General features: G+C 39.5%; 13 protein-coding genes. 7 read left to right on the plus strand and 6 right to left on the minus strand.

Annotation, left to right across the window (positions count from 1 at the left end; translation table 11 throughout):
- Positions 1-55: 55 nt before the first annotated feature.
- Entirely contained in the window at positions 56-859 is an 804-nt protein-coding gene (locus tag WKT13_RS07410; protein WP_340323416.1) for an AraC family transcriptional regulator, read from the minus strand.
- Positions 860-1253: 394 nt separating this feature from the next.
- Between WKT13_RS07410 and WKT13_RS07415 the strand changes: the two genes are divergently transcribed.
- Complete coding sequence (locus WKT13_RS07415; RefSeq protein ID WP_298618410.1) at positions 1254-3386, plus strand: zinc-ribbon domain-containing protein; 2133 nt, start codon at positions 1254-1256, stop codon at positions 3384-3386.
- A 294-nt stretch (positions 3387-3680) separates the two neighbouring features.
- Positions 3681-6074 carry a TonB-dependent receptor gene (locus WKT13_RS07420; RefSeq protein WP_445323589.1) on the plus strand — a complete coding sequence of 798 codons (2394 nt, stop codon included), beginning with the start codon at positions 3681-3683 and terminating at the stop codon, positions 6072-6074.
- 1244 nt (positions 6075-7318) lie between these two features.
- Here WKT13_RS07420 and rny read toward each other — a convergent pair.
- The 4 genes from rny to WKT13_RS07440 all read right to left on the minus strand — a co-directional run bounded on the left by rny (position 7319) and on the right by WKT13_RS07440 (position 10267).
- Entirely contained in the window at positions 7319-8860 is a 1542-nt protein-coding gene (gene rny, locus WKT13_RS07425) for a ribonuclease Y (RefSeq protein WP_298618408.1), read from the minus strand.
- Between the two features lie 41 nt (positions 8861-8901).
- Positions 8902-9210: a cell division protein ZapA gene (locus tag WKT13_RS07430; protein WP_298618407.1), complete on the minus strand. Its 309-nt coding sequence runs from the start codon at positions 9208-9210 to the stop codon at positions 8902-8904.
- 10 nt (positions 9211-9220) lie between these two features.
- Positions 9221-9493 (minus strand): hypothetical protein, encoded by a 273-nt coding sequence (locus WKT13_RS07435; RefSeq protein WP_340323418.1) that lies wholly within the window; start codon positions 9491-9493, stop codon positions 9221-9223.
- 144 nt (positions 9494-9637) lie between these two features.
- Positions 9638-10267, minus strand: coding sequence for a hypothetical protein (locus WKT13_RS07440; protein WP_340323419.1), 630 nt, complete (start codon positions 10265-10267; stop codon positions 9638-9640).
- Between the two features lie 329 nt (positions 10268-10596).
- Here WKT13_RS07440 and rfbA point away from each other — a divergent pair, with 329 nt between their 5' ends.
- The 3 genes from rfbA to WKT13_RS07455 are packed head-to-tail and all read left to right on the plus strand — an operon-like array spanning position 10597 to position 14404.
- Entirely contained in the window at positions 10597-11472 is an 876-nt protein-coding gene (gene rfbA, locus WKT13_RS07445) for a glucose-1-phosphate thymidylyltransferase RfbA (RefSeq protein WP_340323420.1), read from the plus strand.
- A 19-nt stretch (positions 11473-11491) separates the two neighbouring features.
- Complete coding sequence (locus WKT13_RS07450) at positions 11492-13948, plus strand: GumC family protein (RefSeq protein ID WP_340323421.1); 2457 nt, start codon at positions 11492-11494, stop codon at positions 13946-13948.
- Positions 13949-13972: 24 nt separating this feature from the next.
- A complete protein-coding gene (locus WKT13_RS07455; RefSeq protein WP_298618402.1) occupies positions 13973-14404 on the plus strand; it encodes a BT0820 family HAD-type phosphatase in 432 nt (143 codons plus the stop codon).
- 228 nt (positions 14405-14632) lie between these two features.
- On the opposite strand, the gene fmt is transcribed toward WKT13_RS07455, so the two are convergent.
- Positions 14633-15619: a methionyl-tRNA formyltransferase gene (gene fmt, locus WKT13_RS07460; RefSeq protein ID WP_340323422.1), complete on the minus strand. Its 987-nt coding sequence runs from the start codon at positions 15617-15619 to the stop codon at positions 14633-14635.
- Positions 15620-15951: 332 nt separating this feature from the next.
- Between fmt and WKT13_RS07465 the strand changes: the two genes are divergently transcribed.
- A complete protein-coding gene (locus tag WKT13_RS07465) occupies positions 15952-16521 on the plus strand; it encodes an L-threonylcarbamoyladenylate synthase (protein WP_298618400.1) in 570 nt (189 codons plus the stop codon).
- Positions 16522-16654: 133 nt separating this feature from the next.
- Complete coding sequence (locus tag WKT13_RS07470; protein ID WP_340323507.1) at positions 16655-18376, plus strand: chloride channel protein; 1722 nt, start codon at positions 16655-16657, stop codon at positions 18374-18376.
- The last annotated feature ends 9 nt before the right edge of the window (positions 18377-18385 follow it).

An 18385-nucleotide genomic window follows, 5' to 3' on the forward strand; every position in this document is an offset into this window, starting at 1 on the left:
GACATTGCAAAATTACGATTGGCATAAGGACATAGATAGAAGAATACGGACATTCTTACAAGTCAGAAAAATAATCAGATATTGGAGTATAAACTGATAGGTATTCTAATGGTGTATATCCTGTAAACAGTTTAAAATCTCTTATCATGTGTGATTGGTCGGAAAAACCACAACTATAAGCCACTTGCGCAAAATTATATTGAGGATTTTGCTGTAACAAGAACAAAGACCGTTGCACTCTTATAATCCGTAGAAATTTTTTGGGTGAAGTTCCAATATATTCCGTAAAAACCCGTGTGAATTGTTTTGTGCTTAGGCACGCAGTATTCGCCAATTTGCAAACATCAAGGTATGGGTTAAGGTTAATGTTTTGGATTACAGTAGAAAGTCTATCTATATTATAGTCTGAACATACAACTAAACGATGCAATAGGAATTGTTCTATCAAATTTATACAATGAATGTTGTTTTCTGTATCAGCTATTTTGTGGGTAAGTTCGGTTAATTCCCTATCTTCGACATCCTCTATCGCTATATTTTCTCCTTGGAAAAGGGATAATGGTTGCCGAAAAAATATCTTTGCCGCATATGGTTGAAACACAACAACAAGCATTTCTATATCTCCATTTGCACAAATATCAGTATATCCATTTTCTTGTCCGCAAATGAAATTTTGTGGTTGCATTTTATGGTAAGTTTGCGAGAATAATTGTTTCTTCTTGTGAAAGAATATTTGTATGCAACCTAATGGGAATGTACGTTCGGTCGTAGCATTTATCATATCACTTTCTAATATCCAATAATGCCGAATGTAGCTACGTAATATCGGTGATGGCTGTATTATTTTGAATGACTGCATTTTATAAATATATTAGTGAATGAGCAAAAATACAGGAAGTGTTTTACATCGAATAGAATAAAAGGGACATTTTAGTGCAAGGTGCAAGTATATATCTATATATAGCTTGCACCTTGCACTAAGCATAGAAGATTTATTTTCAACGATTTGCACAGTTCAAAATAAAGTCGTATCTTTGAACCGAAGTTTTAGGCAGACAACAAAAAGCCAAGAACAGACAAAATTCAGTCTTTTTTGCAACCTAAGTTGTACCCCCTAAGGCATTGACATTTTGAAAACGAATTGAATTTCAAGGATATAGGAGAGCAGGTTCATAATCCTCCCTCTCCGCAAAGATGCTGAAAATCAGCAGATTGCAGAATAGACACCCAATTTTACACACAAAAATGTAAAATTGGGTGTTTTAGCTATATTAAAGACCATGCATAATAAAAAACTACCCTTGCATTTTAATTCTTTAGCATCTAAGTTTCCAGAAATAGCCAAGGAATGGTGTTATGAAAAAAATGATGATTTAACACCCGATACGATTTCTGCTGGTTCCCATAAAGAAGTATTTTGGAAATGTACCCAATGTGGTCAAATTTATAAAATGAGAGTTTGTAATCGAACGGCACCATCAAGAGCTAAAACAACAAATAAATGCCCTATTTGCTTGGGAAGAATAGTTATACCTGGATTCAATAGTCTTAAAGCCAAATTTAGCGAGATGGTTGAAAATGATTGGGATTACGAACTAAATACAATAGATCCAGACACAATTCCTCCACATAGCAATAAGAAATATTGGTGGCATTGTAAAAACGGACATAAATATCAAGCATCAGCTAATAACAGAACGAGTCAAACTGGCGGAAATTGTCCATATTGTTCTCATCAAAAACTAATAATCGAAAACTCTTTAGCCATACAAAATCCAGAATTGGCAAAAGAATGGGATTATGATAAAAATGCCCTAACACCGTACGATATACCAGCATATTCTAATCAAAAGGTATGGTGGAAATGTATAAATGGTCATAACTGGTTGGCAAGAGTTAATAATAGAAATAATGGTAGAGGGTGTCCCGAATGTTCAAAAGGTAAACACACATCATTTCCAGAACAAGTAATTTATTATTATGTGAAACTCCTTTTCCCAGATACAATAAATGGAGCCAGAATAGACAACATGGAAGTTGATATATTTATACCATCTATAAAAATAAGCATTGAGTATGATGGTGAATATTATCACAATTCAGAGAAACGCCTTAAACACGATTTGCTAAAAAATAAAACGATGCTGAAGCATGGTATACATTTAATACGAATACGTGAAGATGGATGCCCTATTATAAAAGATACAACTTGTACAATATTGACTTTTAAGTATTCCTGGAATTACAGTAACTTAGAAACAGTAATTAAGAATTTACTTGTATTTTTATCAAAATGGACGACAACTGATATTCATATTGAAGTAGATATTAATAAAATAAAGAATCAAATACTTAGTGAATTGTCTACTGTTCCTAGTGGACAAGATTTATTGTCGGTAAATCCAATATTATCACAAGAATGGAATTATAAGTTAAATTATCCTCTTACTCCAAACATGGTATTACCGAAGTCCAGTAAAAAAGTTTTTTGGAAGTGTAGTAAATGTGGATATGTTTGGGAAAGTCTTATAAGTTCTCGAAACAAAGGATACGGATGTCCCAAATGTGCAAAGAGACAACATTATACTACTAACGAATGGATTGAGGAGGCAAAAAAAATTCATGGAAATAAATTTGATTATACAAAGTCTGTATATGTAAATTCAAAAACACCTATTACAATAACCTGTAAGATACATGGAGATTTTCAACAATTACCATCAGAGCATTTACAAGGCAAAGGTTGTAAATATTGCGCTAAACAAGCATTTCACATAATAGATAGCTTGGCTAATAAGTATCCGGAAATAGCATCAGAATGGGATTATGAACTAAATAATTCGACAGGATTTACTCCACAAAATATAGGTATTGATACTACTAGATTATTTTATTGGCATTGTAATAATGGAGAAAAGCATAGTTATAAAGCAACAATTGCAAGTCGAGTATATAGACATTCTGGGTGTGCTATATGCAATGGTAAACAAATATCTCCAGATAGAAGTTTAGCGATGCTAAATCCTGCTTTAGCTGCGGAATGGTGTGCGGAAAATGATAAAACACCTTATGAGGTAACTCCTAAATCTGATTATGAAGCCTTGTGGAAATGTCCTAATCCTAACCATCCCCCCTATAAACAAAAGGTTGAAGTTCGCTCAAGAGGAGTTGGATGTATATATTGCAGTCATAAGGGGAAAAAACATCCGAAAGATTATGAAGATGAATTACATCGTATATTTCCAAATATCAAAATTTTGAAACCTTTTTCAAAGTCTAATGAACGCATTGAATGCCAATGTGAAAAATGTGGTTATATTTGGAATCCATACCCTTACTCTTTATTAAAGGGTAAAGGATGTCCTAATTGTAAAAATCCTGATTAATTATTTTTTATAACGGTCCTCCTACTTATAAATATTATATGTTATCTCCTCATATTTGAAAGGTATTGAATGTTTTAATTTAGCGTGAGTTCGACGAATTCACGTTATTTACAATCACGACTCATCACCATATCCGCAGTATAGTTAATAAAGATAAAAAAAGAGGCTTCATTAATCAAAAAATATTATTTTTGTTAATAATTTATATGTTCACGTATTTTGACCAATTGAAATACCTTGAATATTTATTGAGAGTAAGACAATCTGTTATGATTATTTGTATTTAAATATAGTATGTTTGTTATGCATTTTCGAATATCTCAATTATTGCTGTTATTATTTACATTCATTTCTATAAATACTTATTCGGAGAACTATCCTGTTCGTGGACGTGTGGTTGACAAATTCTCACGTCTCCCTGTAGCCAATGCAAATGTCATGATATATGGCCAGCCGGACAAGAATGCATCAACAGACAGCACCGGTGTATTTGTCATAGAAGACGTGACTCCAGGAATATGTCAGCTATCTGTGACCTGCATCGGATATAAAAATCTTCTTTCACCTGAATATATTGTATCAGCGAAACTTCCACCTGTGGAACTTGAACTGGAGGAAAACACATCCAAACTGGCTGAAGTAACCATAAAAACCACACCATTCCGCCGCCTAAAGAGCAGTCCGGTAAGTCTTCAGATAATTGGCCTGGGCGAGATAGAGAAAAGTCCCGGAGGAAACCGCGACATATCCAGAATTGTCCGCTCATATCCAGGCGTTTCATTTTCACCCATTGGATACCGCAACGATCTCATCGTACGTGGAGGCTCACCATCAGAAAACCGTTTTTATCTTGACGGAATAGAGATTCCCAACATCAATCATTTTGCCACACAAGGAGCGTCAGGAGGCCCTGTCAGCATACTAAATGCCGACCTTATTCGTGAAGTACAGTTCTACACAGGCGCTTTTCCCGCCAATATGGGTGGAGCACTAAGTTCGGTCATGGATATACGCCTGCGCGACGGCAATACGGACGACAACAGTTTCAAGGCTACACTTGGTGCCTCAGAAGTGTCACTGAGCGGTGCCGGGCATTTCGGAGAGCGCACAACTTATCTGTTCTCAATACGACAATCATACCTGCAACTATTGTTCAAGGTGCTTGGGCTTCCATTTCTACCAAACTACATTGACGGACAATTTAAAATAAAAACCCGCATAACAGATAAAGACGAAATTGTTTTTCTTGGACTGACGGGGATAGACCGCATGAAACTGAATACTGACGAGAAAGGTGAGGACGCAGAATATATACTCAGCTATCTGCCCCGTATAGAGCAGCAGACATTCACCCTCGGCGCGTCTTACAAACATTATGCAGGGAAAAATGTACAGACGGTAAGCATTGGCTATAACTATCTGGCCAATCAGAACCTGAAGTACAAAAACAACGACGATTCCAATACGGATAATCTGACGCTTGACCTGAGCTCGCATGAGCAGAAAGTATCATTACGTGCAGATAACCGTACATTTGGAGAACGCTGGACACTGATTGAAGGAATTGAGACATATTATGCTAAATATGATGACAAGACATTCCAGAGACTTTATATAAACAGCGGACAGACGATATTAAAACAAAACACCGAACTTGGAATTTGGGGATGGGGCGCATTTGCTTCTGCCAGATACGTGACACCAGACGAACGACTGACAGCCAATTTAGGTATGAGACTAGACGGATGCAGTTATTCCTCGGAAATGACACGTTTTTGGGAAAACATCTCCCCCACACTATCATTGTCATACAGAATCATACCCAAACTGGCAATCAATGCGGCTGCCGGATTGTACCATCAACTGCCTGCATACACGGCATTGGGATATACAGACGCTAATGGAACTTATGCCAATAAGTCACTGAAATATATGCGCGTCGTGAATGTAAATCTCGGTACGGAATGGAATGTAAACGACCAGATAGTTGTTTCATTAGAGGGATTCTACAAACGCTATTCACGCGTACCTCTTTCTGTCATAGACGGAATACCTTTAGCATGCAAAGGCAACGATTACGGGGTTGTGGGAAACGAACTTCTTACACCCGATGCCGACGGCCGCGCATATGGTATGGAAGCATCCATGCGATGGCAGATTGCCGGTAAACTGACCTCTGTCGCATCACTCACGTTTTTCCGCAGCGAATATCGTAGTGGCAATAATGCGGAATACATAGCATCCGCATGGGACAATCGGTTCATTGCAAACGTGAGTGGTACATACGAACTTCCACGCAACTGGAGCATTGGAGCAAAATTGAGTGCCATAGGCGGCAGTCCGTATACACCATACGACGAGGTAAAATCTTCGCTTGTCGAAGCATGGGACGTACAAGGACGCCCGTATTACGACTATACACGATATAACGAGGGTCGGCTTGATGCATTTGCACAGCTTGACGTACGAGTAGATAAGAACTATTATTTTAAAGGCTGGCGACTTGGTATATACCTCGATCTGCAGAATGTCACAAAGAGTATACTACGCCAACCTGACGTACTGATGAGCACCGGAGTGATAGAGAATCCTGAGGCCCCGGCTTCAGAGCAACGCTACAAAATGAAATATATCAAACAGGAAAGTGGCACATTGCTTCCAACGATAGGTTTCACCGTCGAATTCTGACAATACAATATGAAATATGCAGTAAAAATGCAATCGGCATTACAGTCCACGGTATAAGAATAATATCATATCACTTCTTCACATGCCATATTTTATATTAGTGTGTGTTAGGAACAGACATTTTGCCTGATAAATTCCAGAGTGCTGCCAGAAAGTCAATATTGTATTACAAGACAGTCCTGACAGAGTCCTAAAACAGTCAGAATGGAGCCTCAGAACAGCCCGTCTTACACCATCAGAGAGCCTGTTTCACAACTCCAGAAAAGCTGTTTCGCAGCAGGCTAAAAACAGTAACGGCTTAAAAAGGCTCAATAGAAATTAATTTGGAATATTGACAGTAATAAAAAACAACGGCATCAATTCCTTACCAGCGTTGTTGCCTACAGCTGAAATAGAAGCCAAAGGGGACTGTTACAGATTTTCAGTATCCTGCGCTTTTTCCGTCTGAGTTTTCTGTTCTACCCCAAAAAACAAGCGCGTATTTGCGCGCAGACTTTCCGTCAGGCACAAATTCTTGAGAAATGAGAGTTTTATGCAAACGGCTGTACACCAACAAATTACATCTAAGAACAATTTTTTCATCGTACGAAACGTACCGTTTCAGCATGTGATATGCCCCGTTTCATGTCCTGATATGCGCAATATCACACCCTGATACGGGCATAAACAGAGGCTGAAACAGGCATAATCGGAACGTCGAACCAACCGGTCTGCCCACACAACAGGATATACGGCAAGGCCGTCAGGGCAGAATTGGCTTTGGAAATATAGAATTTAACATTTCCTAACATCTCTTTTACGATTTTATTTTGTCAAAAAAAAGTCAAGAAAATCTGTAAGTACGTCGCTTGAGTTTTCTTAAAAAAACACCTATATGAGACATGAGCAAAAGCACGGGAAACATGTGTTCTTCTTGCAATGAGGATTTTAGGTCGCGGTAACGTGATTATATTGTTGTACGGGCAGATAATCTGTCACCATTCACTGCCCCCGCTTTGACCATAATGTTTCTTTTATTCCGTGATGGTTCATGAATAAAACCAATCCCCACTGCATTTATACAGATCTCTTAAAAGCTGATGAATAGCGATTATCATTTTTAAGTCGAACCCACATTGCTTTAAAACAAAGAATTAATGTGTAAAGATGAATAATCAAAAATATACAGAATAAAAGAGAATGGGGTATGTCTGTTTTAGACATACCCCATTCTAACTTATATTACTAATATCTACTGTTTCTGATTATTTTGCATAAGCTACAGAGCGGGTCTCACGTATTACCGTAATCTTCACCTGACCCGGATAAGTCATTTCGCTCTGAATCTTATTTGCAATCTCTGCAGACAAGCCTTCTGTTTCCTTATCACTCATCTTATCTGCTCCGACAATAACACGCAATTCACGTCCTGCCTGTATAGCATAAGTTTTTGTTACTCCAGGATAACTCATTGCTATTGCCTCAAGATCGTTAAGACGCTTTATATAAGCCTCTACGATCTCTCTACGTGCTCCTGGGCGCGCACCAGAAATAGCATCACACACCTGAACTATCGGAGCAAGGAGAGTATTCATTTCCATTTCGTCGTGATGGGCTCCAATTGCATTGCAGATATCCGGTTTTTCCTTATATTTCTCTGCAATCTTTGCACCATACAAAGCGTGTGGCAATTCACTTTCCTCATCAGGAACCTTTCCTATATCATGCAAAAGACCGGCACGCTTTGCCTTCTTCGGATTAAGACCTAATTCTGATGCCATTACTGCACACAGATTAGCAGTTTCGCGTGCATGCTGCAGCAGATTCTGTCCATAAGAAGATCTGTATTTCATCTTACCTACAATTCTTATAAGCTCCGGATGCAAGCCATGAATACCCAAATCTATTGCAGTACGTTTTCCTGTCTCGATTATTTCGTTATCCAACTGTTTCTTAACCTTGGCAACAACTTCCTCTATACGTGCCGGATGGATACGACCGTCAGCCACAAGCTGGTGCAAAGCAAGGCGACATACTTCTCGTCTTACCGGATCGAACGCGGAAATTACGATAGCCTCGGGAGTATCGTCGACAACTATTTCAACGCCGGTAGCAGCCTCAAGCGCACGTATATTTCTTCCCTCACGTCCGATTATACGGCCTTTTACTTCATCATTGTCTATATGGAAAACGCTTACAGAATTTTCTATCGCTGTTTCAGTGGCAACGCGCTGAATTGTCTGTATCACTATTTTCTTGGCCTGAGTATTCGCATTCAGCTTAGCCTCATCCATTATCTCATTAACATAGCTTGCCGCGTCCATTCTGGCCTCATCCTTAAGACTTTCAACCAATCGGTTCTTTGCTTCTTCAGCACTAAGTCCGGACAATTCTTCCAGCTTCTCTCTTTCTTTAATTTGCATCTTTTCCAATTCTTCCTGCTTTATACCAAGAAGTTTGCTCTCATTGTCAAGACGCAACTGCATCTGTTCCATCTCCTGCTTACGACGTCCCAATTCTTCCTGACGCTGATTGAGAGAAATCTCACGCTGTTTCAAACGATTTTCGCTCTGCTGTATTTTCTGATTACGTACTTGAACTTCCTTTTCCAGTTCCGATTTTTTGTTCAGAAACTTTTCCTTTACTTCAAGCAATTTCTTTTCTTTGATAACATCAGCCTCTTTGTTGGCCGCATCTATCATTTCATTATATTTGCCTTTTATAACATATCGGAAAACCGCATAGCCTGCAACTCCACCTATAATAAGAGCCACAACAGCTGTAATTATTATACTTATACCAGTCATATATTTTGTTTTATATTTATTTTTAGTAATATTCTCTGATCTTATACCTGGCCGTCTATAACCTCTTCTATCTCTGAAGTCAACTTTTTGAGAATATCACTATATGGAACGGTATCATTACGTACAGCCTCTTTCTCATATCTCAAAGCAATATCAATAAGAGCCATATAAAGCAATTCCTTATCACTTTTATGGCCTTTAAAGACTGATGCGTACGCATTTACCGTATTTGTTATAAGAACTGCAGCGTCTCTATATAATGGTTCCTCTTCTTTTGGAACCATTACCGGCATCTCCGTATCATAGACATGCAACCTTATATGTAATTTCTCTTTATTATCTTCTGCCATCGCGCTATGTTTACTTTTCACTCACCAATGTGATACATTTATTCACATCGCGAATAAGCTTTAACAATTTTTTTTGCGCCGACTCCAAATCGCCATTGGTTATTTCAACCATTCTTGCCATTTTAAGGCTTTCATAATCATTTCTCGCCTGAGCCAACTGCCCCTCCGTTTTTTCCAAGATCGCACGCAACTTACCATTTTCCTCCTTTATTTTATTGTACTCCAGGATAAGTTGTCTTACACGAGTCGTAAAGAGCGCTATCGTTTTCTCATCAGCGTTCATAAATAACTATTTTGGTGACAAAATTAACAGAATAAATTGATAAAACCAAATTTACCGATCGTTTATTTATTTTGACATTTATAAAACTTTTAAAAGATTTATTTTAATGACAATCGCATATACGATCAATAAAATCAAGGCATATCATTTCTTTTTTTCATCATCGTTTGCCTTCGGTTCTTTTTTGGCAAGCATAACAACCTGATATACAAAATCAGTTATCCACTTTTGAGAGAAACCCAAGCGTTTGTCGTATTGTCTGATAGACATAACGGTTTTTATAACTCCGGCATCTTTATAGTCATTTTTATTGAAGATGTCCGAGACCGTCTTTTCCGTCATGGTATAAAGTACTTTTCTCATGAATGAAGGAAGACGAAGTTTAAACTTCATCAGATTTCCCATCAGCATCATCAAATCCTGCGAAAAGCCCTGGAATTGAATAAGATAAGGCTGAACGTCCTGTATTTTGCGACAGTTCTTCTTTATGCTCGCATCTATCTCCTTAAAAAATTCATCATCAATACCATAAAGATCCATAAGCATTTTCATGCAATGTTTCTTCTCGCCCACACCCAACTTATTGTTCACGGTAGGCACATGCAAGGTTGACTTAAATACGCGCAGGTCAGGCAACATTGCCAGGTTTGTTATACCAACATTTGCAGCAATTGATGCCTGAAAATAAACCCGGATCAGATTCATATAATCTTCCATGCCTCCGGTATTGGCATTATCGTTTTTTTTCTTTATAAATTTAGATAGAAAACTCATATCAATATTTTATTACCGTTAATAACACGAAATATACAATATATAAAACTTATAATTTCGCAAAATTACAATAATATCTTTAAAAACGCAAATATTTCATTATAAAACACACCAATACAAATTACATAACAGCACGAATATTTTCATCATATCACTGTGGTTTTATCGACTTTTATTTGTAACTTTGCAGCAGACTTATAAGTATATTCATCATAATACAAGAACGGATAACAAATGGATTATCCAACAAAGCAGAAACCGTATGCAATTATTATGAAATATCTGTTTTATGGAAAAATAGCAAACGCAACTAATTTTGTACTCATATTATGAAAGGAATTATTCTTGCCGGCGGTTCCGGCACAAGGCTTTATCCTATCACAAAGGGAATAAGTAAACAATTAATCCCGATTTTTGACAAACCGATGATTTATTACCCCATATCAGTCCTTATGTTGGCAGATATAAGGGATATTCTTATCATATCAACACCAACCGATTTGCCTTTATTCAAACGACTGCTTGGAGATGGCAGTGAAATCGGAGTACACTTTGAATATGCTGAGCAACCTTATCCTGGTGGTCTGGCACAAGCTTTCATTATTGGAGACAAATTTGTTGGTAAAGATAGTGTATGTCTTGTCCTTGGTGACAACATATTCCACGGTGCCGGATTTACAACTCTGTTACACAACAGTGTACATGATGCAGAGATGAACAACAAAGCCACTGTCTTTGGATATTATGTAAACGATCCTGAAAGATATGGTGTTGCAGAATTTGACAAAGACGGAAAATGTCTCAGCATAGAAGAAAAGCCCAAACGCCCTAAAAGCAATTATGCTGTAGTTGGACTTTATTTTTATCCAAATGATGTAGTAAACATTGCCAAAAACATTAAGCCAAGTGAACGTGGTGAGCTTGAAATAACAACTGTCAATCAGGAGTTCCTGAGACAGGACCGCCTGATGGTACAGACATTACAAAGAGGTTTTGCATGGCTTGACACAGGAACACATGACAGTCTGTCAGAAGCCAGTACCTTTATTGAAGTAATAGAGAAACGTCAAGGACTGAAAATTGCATGTCTGGAGGAAATCGCTTTCAAAAAAGGTTGGATAACCAAAGAATCACTTTATACAACAGCACAGCCAATGGCCAAAAACTCATACGGACAATATCTGCTGAATTTAATTAAAGACTAAAAATACTACAGCATAAAAAATGGAAGAAAACAAAAACTTAGGATCATATAATGTCCTACAAGAACAAGAACAAGAAGAAAAATCTTCTTTCGATTTTAAAACATTATATACAATTTTCATATTAAACTGGAAATGGTTTGTCCTGTCTCTGATAATATGTGTTGCAGCTGCAGCCATTTATCTCAGATACACAACTCCCAAGTATCAGGCTTATGCCAAATTCCTTATAATGGATAATGACAACAACGGCCGAAGCAGCCGTAACTCAATAATGTCTACGGCAAATCTCGGTACACTTACAAACTCCATGGGAATTGACAATGAAATTGAAATTTTGAAATCAAGATCTGTTGCCCAACAAGTTGTAAGAGAGTTGAAACTGTATGTCTCTTATCAGAAAGTTGGTAAGGTAAAAGACAGTCCAATGTACAAGACTCAACCAATCAATGTTGACATAGATCCTGGAAGTCTTGAAAGGCTTAAGGCACCTATTTCACTGGAAATCACACGCGAAGGAAGCAACTACAATGTAACAGGATCATATTATTACATATCGCAAACAGATCCTTCAAAAAACAAACAATATAATATCGAAAAAAGCTTCAGCCAACTTCCAACAAGTATCAATACACGCAGTGGAATCATAACATTCACATCCAACAGCATGACACCTATGGCTGACGGAACAACACTGAAGGTACAGATAATGTCGCCAGAAGCTGCAGCATACAAATACATCGGAGCACTGTCTGTATCACAAATCTCGAAAACGACAACGATCACACAGCTTAGTCTAAACGATGAGCTTCCACTCAGAGCCACAGACTACCTGAGACAGCTTGTCATTTGCTACAACCGTCAGTCTAATGAAGACAAAAACGAGATTGCAATACGTACCGAGGAATTCATCAATGGACGTCTTGAAAAAATAAATGCAGAACTCGGTGACACTGAAGGTTCACTTGAGGCATACAAGAAGCGCAACAATATGGTTGAGCTTAGCATAAATGCTCAACAGGCAGTACAAAATCAGGATGCATATAGCCAGCGTCTCGCTGAAGCCAATACTCAAGTAGCACTTTTGAGAAGCATAAGCGAATATATGGATGAGCCGGAGAACAAATATCAGACTCTTCCATCCAATGTCGGACTTACAGACCAGTCGGCCACGGATCTTATAAACAAATACAATGACATTGTACTTCAGCGCAACAACCTTCTGCGCAGTGCCAGCGAGAACAGTCCTATTGTGACACCACTTACCGCACAGCTTGACGATCTGTCCAACAGCATACGACGTGCGATGAGTCAGGCACGCAGAAATATGGAAATACAGCGTAACAGCGTAGCACAGCAGTATGGCAAATACGCAAGCCAGATCTCTGCAACACCAGAACAGGAACGTATACTCACACAGATCGGACGTCAGCAGGATGTAAAATCAGGTCTTTACCTTACACTTCTCCAGAAGCGTGAGGAAAACTCCATCTCGCTTGCAGCTACTGCAGACAAAGGTAAACTCATAGACGAACCTATCATTCTCGGCAAAATAAGTCCGAAATCGTCTGAGATAATGCTTTCTGCAATTGTTCTAGCACTTGCCATCCCAGCCCTCATACTGTTCCTCATCAGACTGTTCCGTTATAAGATTGAAGGTCATGATGATGTTGAAAAGCTAACATCGCTACCTATCATTGCCGATGTAGCAATTGCAAGTGATAGTACGAAGACAAAGGAAGGCATCGTAGTACACGAAAACCAGAACAGCCAAATGGTGGAAATATTCCGTTCTATGCGTACCAATCTTCAGTTTATGCTTGGAGAAGGAAAGAAAACAATTATGTTCACTTCCAGCAATTCCGGAGAAGGAAAGACATTCAACGCTGCCAATCTTGCAATGAGTTTCGCATTGCTTGAAAAGAAAGTAATTTTTGTCGGTCTTGACATACGTAAACCACGTCTGGCAGATCTCTTCGGCATAAACGATCATCACCATGGCATAACACCATTGCTCGTGAAGAACAACCCGACTGAAGAAGAAGTCAAATCACAGATCGTAAGCTCTGGAGTAAATAACAAACTCGACCTGCTCATGGCAGGACCGATTCCTCCAAACCCGACAGAGCTTGTATCACGCGACTCACTTGACAAGATCTTTGCCATACTCAAGAAAAACTATGATTACATTATTATAGATACCGCTCCGGTAGGACTTGTTACTGATACACTCCACATTGGACGCGTTGCTGACATAACTGCATACGTCTGCAGAGCCGACTTCACCCCGAAGAGCGATTTCAATATAATAAACGATCTGAACAAAGAAAACAAACTGCCGAAGATATGCATTGTCATAAACGGTATTGATATGTCGAAGAAGAAGTACGGTTACTATTACGGATATCACAAATACGGTTATTATGGAAACTACAATAGCCAGTATGGTGACAAGAACGATACATCCGTAAAACTATAAATAAGAATACAATAAAAACAAAAGATGACAATAGCTGTTGATTTTGACGGAACAATAGTTGAAAACCGTTATCCGGAAATAGGCGAAGAGAGACCGTTTGCCACAGAAACACTCCGCATGCTTATTTCTGAAAGATACAAAATTATATTGTGGACCGTACGCGAAGGCAGACACCTTGAGGAAGCTATAGCATGGTGCCGCGAACGCGGTATCGAATTCTATGCTGTAAACAAGGACTACCCTGAGGAGAAAATGGAAAATAACAACCATTATTCCAGAAAAATCAAAGCCGACATGTTCATCGACGATCGCAACATTGGAGGCCTGCCGGGATGGGGTGAAATATATCGTATGATACACGAAAAGAAAAGTTACGAAGATATCATTGCCGAACGACAGCACACTTCTTTCTCAGACAAAAATTCCAAAAGAAAGAAACATTGGTGGAACTTTTAGGATCAAGCATATAAACGCATTAGGGGATGACTTTATTATCATCCCCTAATGCGTTTATTTACATGTATGTACAATATAAAAGCTTCCTTTATACGACATTATCATATATCATCTGGAACAACCAAACATACTATTAACAGTTCTCAGCTTAATTGAGAAAAGCATCCCCCATTCTGCTATTCCCTTTAAACAATCCAAAGAAACGACTGCCTGCATTATATTTATATATTACAACGAACTCGTGTTAACCATCCTTACATCACCGCCCTCTACATACTTGAATCCATTCAAAAAACTCCGGGCATCCATGCGCTTCTTGCCAGCCAGTTGCAGTTCTGTTATCTCTACCCACTCATCGGCAGCAGCCACATACAATCTGCCGTGTTCAACGAGAACCTTACCACATGATGTATTACAAACATTTCCTGTCCGTCTTGTTTTATACACTTTCATCGTCAAAGGTTTCAGTCCATCAACTGCCAATCCTGACCATGCACCAGGATAAGGACTAAGTCCACGCACAAAATCATAAATATTTTTTGCAGGCAGACTCCAGTTTATCTCACATGTCTCCTTGAATATCTTCGGTGCGGAATGTAGTTCAACAGTTTCATTCTGAGGCTGTGAAGCTACGTTTCCATCTGTAGCTATCACTGCATCAACTGTCTCCAGGCATAGTTCTGCTCCGAGCCTCATCAGTCCGTCATAAACATATTCTACATCAGCGTCTTCCGGGATTGGGAACCTCTTCTGCATTATTATACGCCCAGTATCAATCTCATGGTCAAGAAAGAACGTTGTGACACCAGTTTCAGTTTCTCCATTTATCACAGCCCAGTTTATAGGTGCAGCTCCTCTGTATTGAGGAAGAAGCGACGCATGTACATTGAACGTACCAAATCGCGGCATTGCCCATACTATTTCCGGCAACATACGATAGGCCACAACCACTTGTAAATCTGCTTTATATGCAGCAAGGCTCTCCACAAATTCAGGATCTTTCATCTTTACCGGTTGCAGTACAGGAATACCAACAGACAACGCATATTTCTTGACCTCAGGCGGACACAACACGGAACCATGACGACCTACAGGCTTGTCTGGCTGTGTCACTACTGCCACTACATTATATCCGCCTTCGACAAGACGACGCAGAGATTCCACCGCAAACTCCGGTGTACCCATAAACACTATACGCAAATCTTTCTTGTTCATATCTAAATAATTTATACAGTAAAAACACACCTTCCCTATCCTGCTACCAAACAATTTCGGTCGGCAACAATCAATGGACAGTGCATCAGGCTTGTATGCAAAGATACTTCAAATAACGTAATAAAACGAAATAATACAGATTTTGGAAAGAAAATATAGCAGAAATATGAAGTTGCCATGAATAAATATGCAAGATACGACCGTCAATGCCACATAAACATGTAATAACTGCACTACGCACTAACAAAAAATTCATCATGAAAACTAGAAGCGTTTGCTGCATTCTGCATTTTTTATTATTTTTGCTTAATAAAAACATAATTACAATAACAATGACTCAGGAAGCTGATATAAAAAACGCCATAGACGTGATGCGTAATGGCGGAGTTATTCTATATCCCACAGACACTGTATGGGGAATAGGATGTGACGCAACAAATGAAAAAGCCGTAGCAAAAGTTTATGAAATAAAAAGACGTAACGACTCTAAAGCACTGATATGCCTCGTCGATTCAGACGTACGCCTTCAGCGCTATGTGAGAAACGTACCGAACGTGGCATGGGATCTGATGGAACTTGCAACAAAACCCACAACTATAATATTCGACCAAGCTGTAAATCTTGCCCCTAACCTCATCGCTGAAGACGGAAGCATAGCCATGCGCATTACAAGAGAGCCGTTTTCAAAAATGCTCTGCTACCGTTTCCAGAAACCAATAGTGAGTACAAGCGCCAACATCAGCGGCGAACCAGCCGCTCAAAACTACTGCGACCTGTCACAGGAACTGATCGATGCTGTAGACTATGTGTGCTGGACACGCCGTCAGGAACACAAGCCACACACACCGAGCAGCATTATTAAACTGACCAACGAAGGTGTCGTTTCTATAATCAGACCGTGACAATACAGCCACGACGGACTACAGAGAATAAAAGAAATAGCGAACACTAAAGATGAAAGCAACCAAAGCACACGTACTAAGAATCGTCACCCCAATACTACACAACTGGCGCAATCACGTATCCGAACGGCAGATGACGCTGATAATGGCCTTCCTCATAGGCTTCTTCGCATCTGTGGCGGCTTTCGTCTTACACTCCATCATCAAAGAGATCCAATGGTTGTTGACATCAAAATTCACATTCGATTCCTACAACTGGCTTTATCTTCTATTCCCCGTTATCGGTATTTTCTTCACAATGCTTTTTGTAAGATACGTAGTGAAAGACAACATCTCACACGGTATCACCCGCATTCTTTATGCCATCTCCACCAAACGTTCACACCTTAAAGCCCACAACTGTTGGTCATCCGTAATAGCCTCCGCCGTAACCATTGGTTTTGGAGGTTCCGTAGGAGCTGAAGCACCAATCGTGCTCACAGGTTCAGCCATAGGTTCCAATCTTGGACAACTGTTCAGAATGGACAACAAAACACTCATGCTGCTTGTGGGATGCGGCGCCGCTGCGGCCATTGCCGGAATATTCAAGGCTCCAATTGCCGGTCTTGTCTTCACTCTGGAAGTACTTATGGTCGATTTAAGCATGGCCTCGCTGCTACCCATACTCATCTCATGTGTCACCGCCACATGCTTCACATACATATTCGTAGGCAGCGACTCGCTTTTCACATTCCACCTCGATGACGGATGGATCATCGAGCGTGTTCCGGCATGTATACTGCTCGGTGTTGCATGCGGTCTGGTAAGTCTGTACTTCATACGTGCCATGGGAATGTGTGAAAACATGTTCCATCGCATGAAGGATAAGCCATATATACGTCTGCTCACAGGTGGTGTGATGCTTAGTTCGCTTATCTTCATATTCCCTGTACTCTACGGCGAAGGCAACAACGCAGTCAACATCCTTCTTAACGGCGAAACAAGCGCCGACTGGGAAAAACTGCTCAACAATTCACTGTTCTACGGGCACGGCGATCTGCTTATATTATACATTGCACTTGTCATACTGACAAAAGTGGTCGCCACATCTGCAACAAACGGAGCAGGAGGATGCGGTGGAACTTTTGCACCTTCACTCTTTATCGGTGGGTTCAGCGGATTCCTTTTTGCCAGACTTTGGAACATCAATCATATTGGCGTACATATACCAGAAAAAAACTTCACGCTCCTAGGCATGGCTGGCGTTATGGCTGGCGTTATGCATGCACCGCTTACAGGTATATTCCTCATAGCCGAGATAACAAACGGCTATAATCTTTTCATGCCGCTGATTATCGTCAGCATCTGTTCTGTCATGACGATAAGCATATTCGAACCACACAGTATATATGCCATGCGACTCGCAAAGGAAGGAAAACTCATAACGCATCATACAGATAAGGCAGCACTTACACTTATGAGCCTGGACAGCGTGATTGAAAAAGAATATGTATCAGTAAATGAGGATATGACACTAGGACAGCTTATCAACGTAATAAGCAAAAGTAACACCAGTTTCATACCCGTACTTGACAATGCCGGTATACTGCTCGGAGAGATAGACATCACCAAGATACGGCATATCATGTTCCGCACAGAATTATATAACAGGTTCACTGTAAAGCAGATGATGACACATGTTGCCGCAAAACTGCTTCTCAACGATCCAATGGAAAGTGTCATGAGGGCTTTTGAAAAAGAAAATGCCAGTTATCTGCCGGTTGTTGATATGAATAACCATCTTATAGGATTTATCTCTCGTACGAGAGTGTTCAGTATGTACCGAAAAATGGTATCCGACCTCTCGGACGAATAATAATAAAGA

Source organism: Prevotella sp. HCN-7019, assembly GCF_037890215.1.
Lineage (GTDB): Bacteria > Bacteroidota > Bacteroidia > Bacteroidales > Bacteroidaceae > Prevotella.

Excerpts from the sequence above, each read along its gene's own strand:
- WKT13_RS07410 (WP_340323416.1), bottom strand. The coding sequence starts at position 859 with ATGCAGTCATTCAAAATAATACAGCCATCACCGATATTACGTAGCTAC.
- WKT13_RS07420 (WP_445323589.1), top strand. The coding sequence starts at position 3,681 with ATGTTTGTTATGCATTTTCGAATATCTCAATTATTGCTGTTATTATTT.
- rny (WP_298618408.1), bottom strand. The coding sequence starts at position 8,860 with ATGACTGGTATAAGTATAATAATTACAGCTGTTGTGGCTCTTATTATA.
- WKT13_RS07430 (WP_298618407.1), bottom strand. The coding sequence starts at position 9,210 with ATGGCAGAAGATAATAAAGAGAAATTACATATAAGGTTGCATGTCTAT.
- WKT13_RS07435 (WP_340323418.1), bottom strand. The coding sequence starts at position 9,493 with ATGAACGCTGATGAGAAAACGATAGCGCTCTTTACGACTCGTGTAAGA.
- WKT13_RS07440 (WP_340323419.1), bottom strand. The coding sequence starts at position 10,267 with ATGAGTTTTCTATCTAAATTTATAAAGAAAAAAAACGATAATGCCAAT.
- rfbA (WP_340323420.1), top strand. The coding sequence starts at position 10,597 with ATGAAAGGAATTATTCTTGCCGGCGGTTCCGGCACAAGGCTTTATCCT.
- WKT13_RS07450 (WP_340323421.1), top strand. The coding sequence starts at position 11,492 with ATGGAAGAAAACAAAAACTTAGGATCATATAATGTCCTACAAGAACAA.
- WKT13_RS07455 (WP_298618402.1), top strand. The coding sequence starts at position 13,973 with ATGACAATAGCTGTTGATTTTGACGGAACAATAGTTGAAAACCGTTAT.
- fmt (WP_340323422.1), bottom strand. The coding sequence starts at position 15,619 with ATGAACAAGAAAGATTTGCGTATAGTGTTTATGGGTACACCGGAGTTT.
- WKT13_RS07465 (WP_298618400.1), top strand. The coding sequence starts at position 15,952 with ATGACTCAGGAAGCTGATATAAAAAACGCCATAGACGTGATGCGTAAT.
- WKT13_RS07470 (WP_340323507.1), top strand. The coding sequence starts at position 16,655 with ATGACGCTGATAATGGCCTTCCTCATAGGCTTCTTCGCATCTGTGGCG.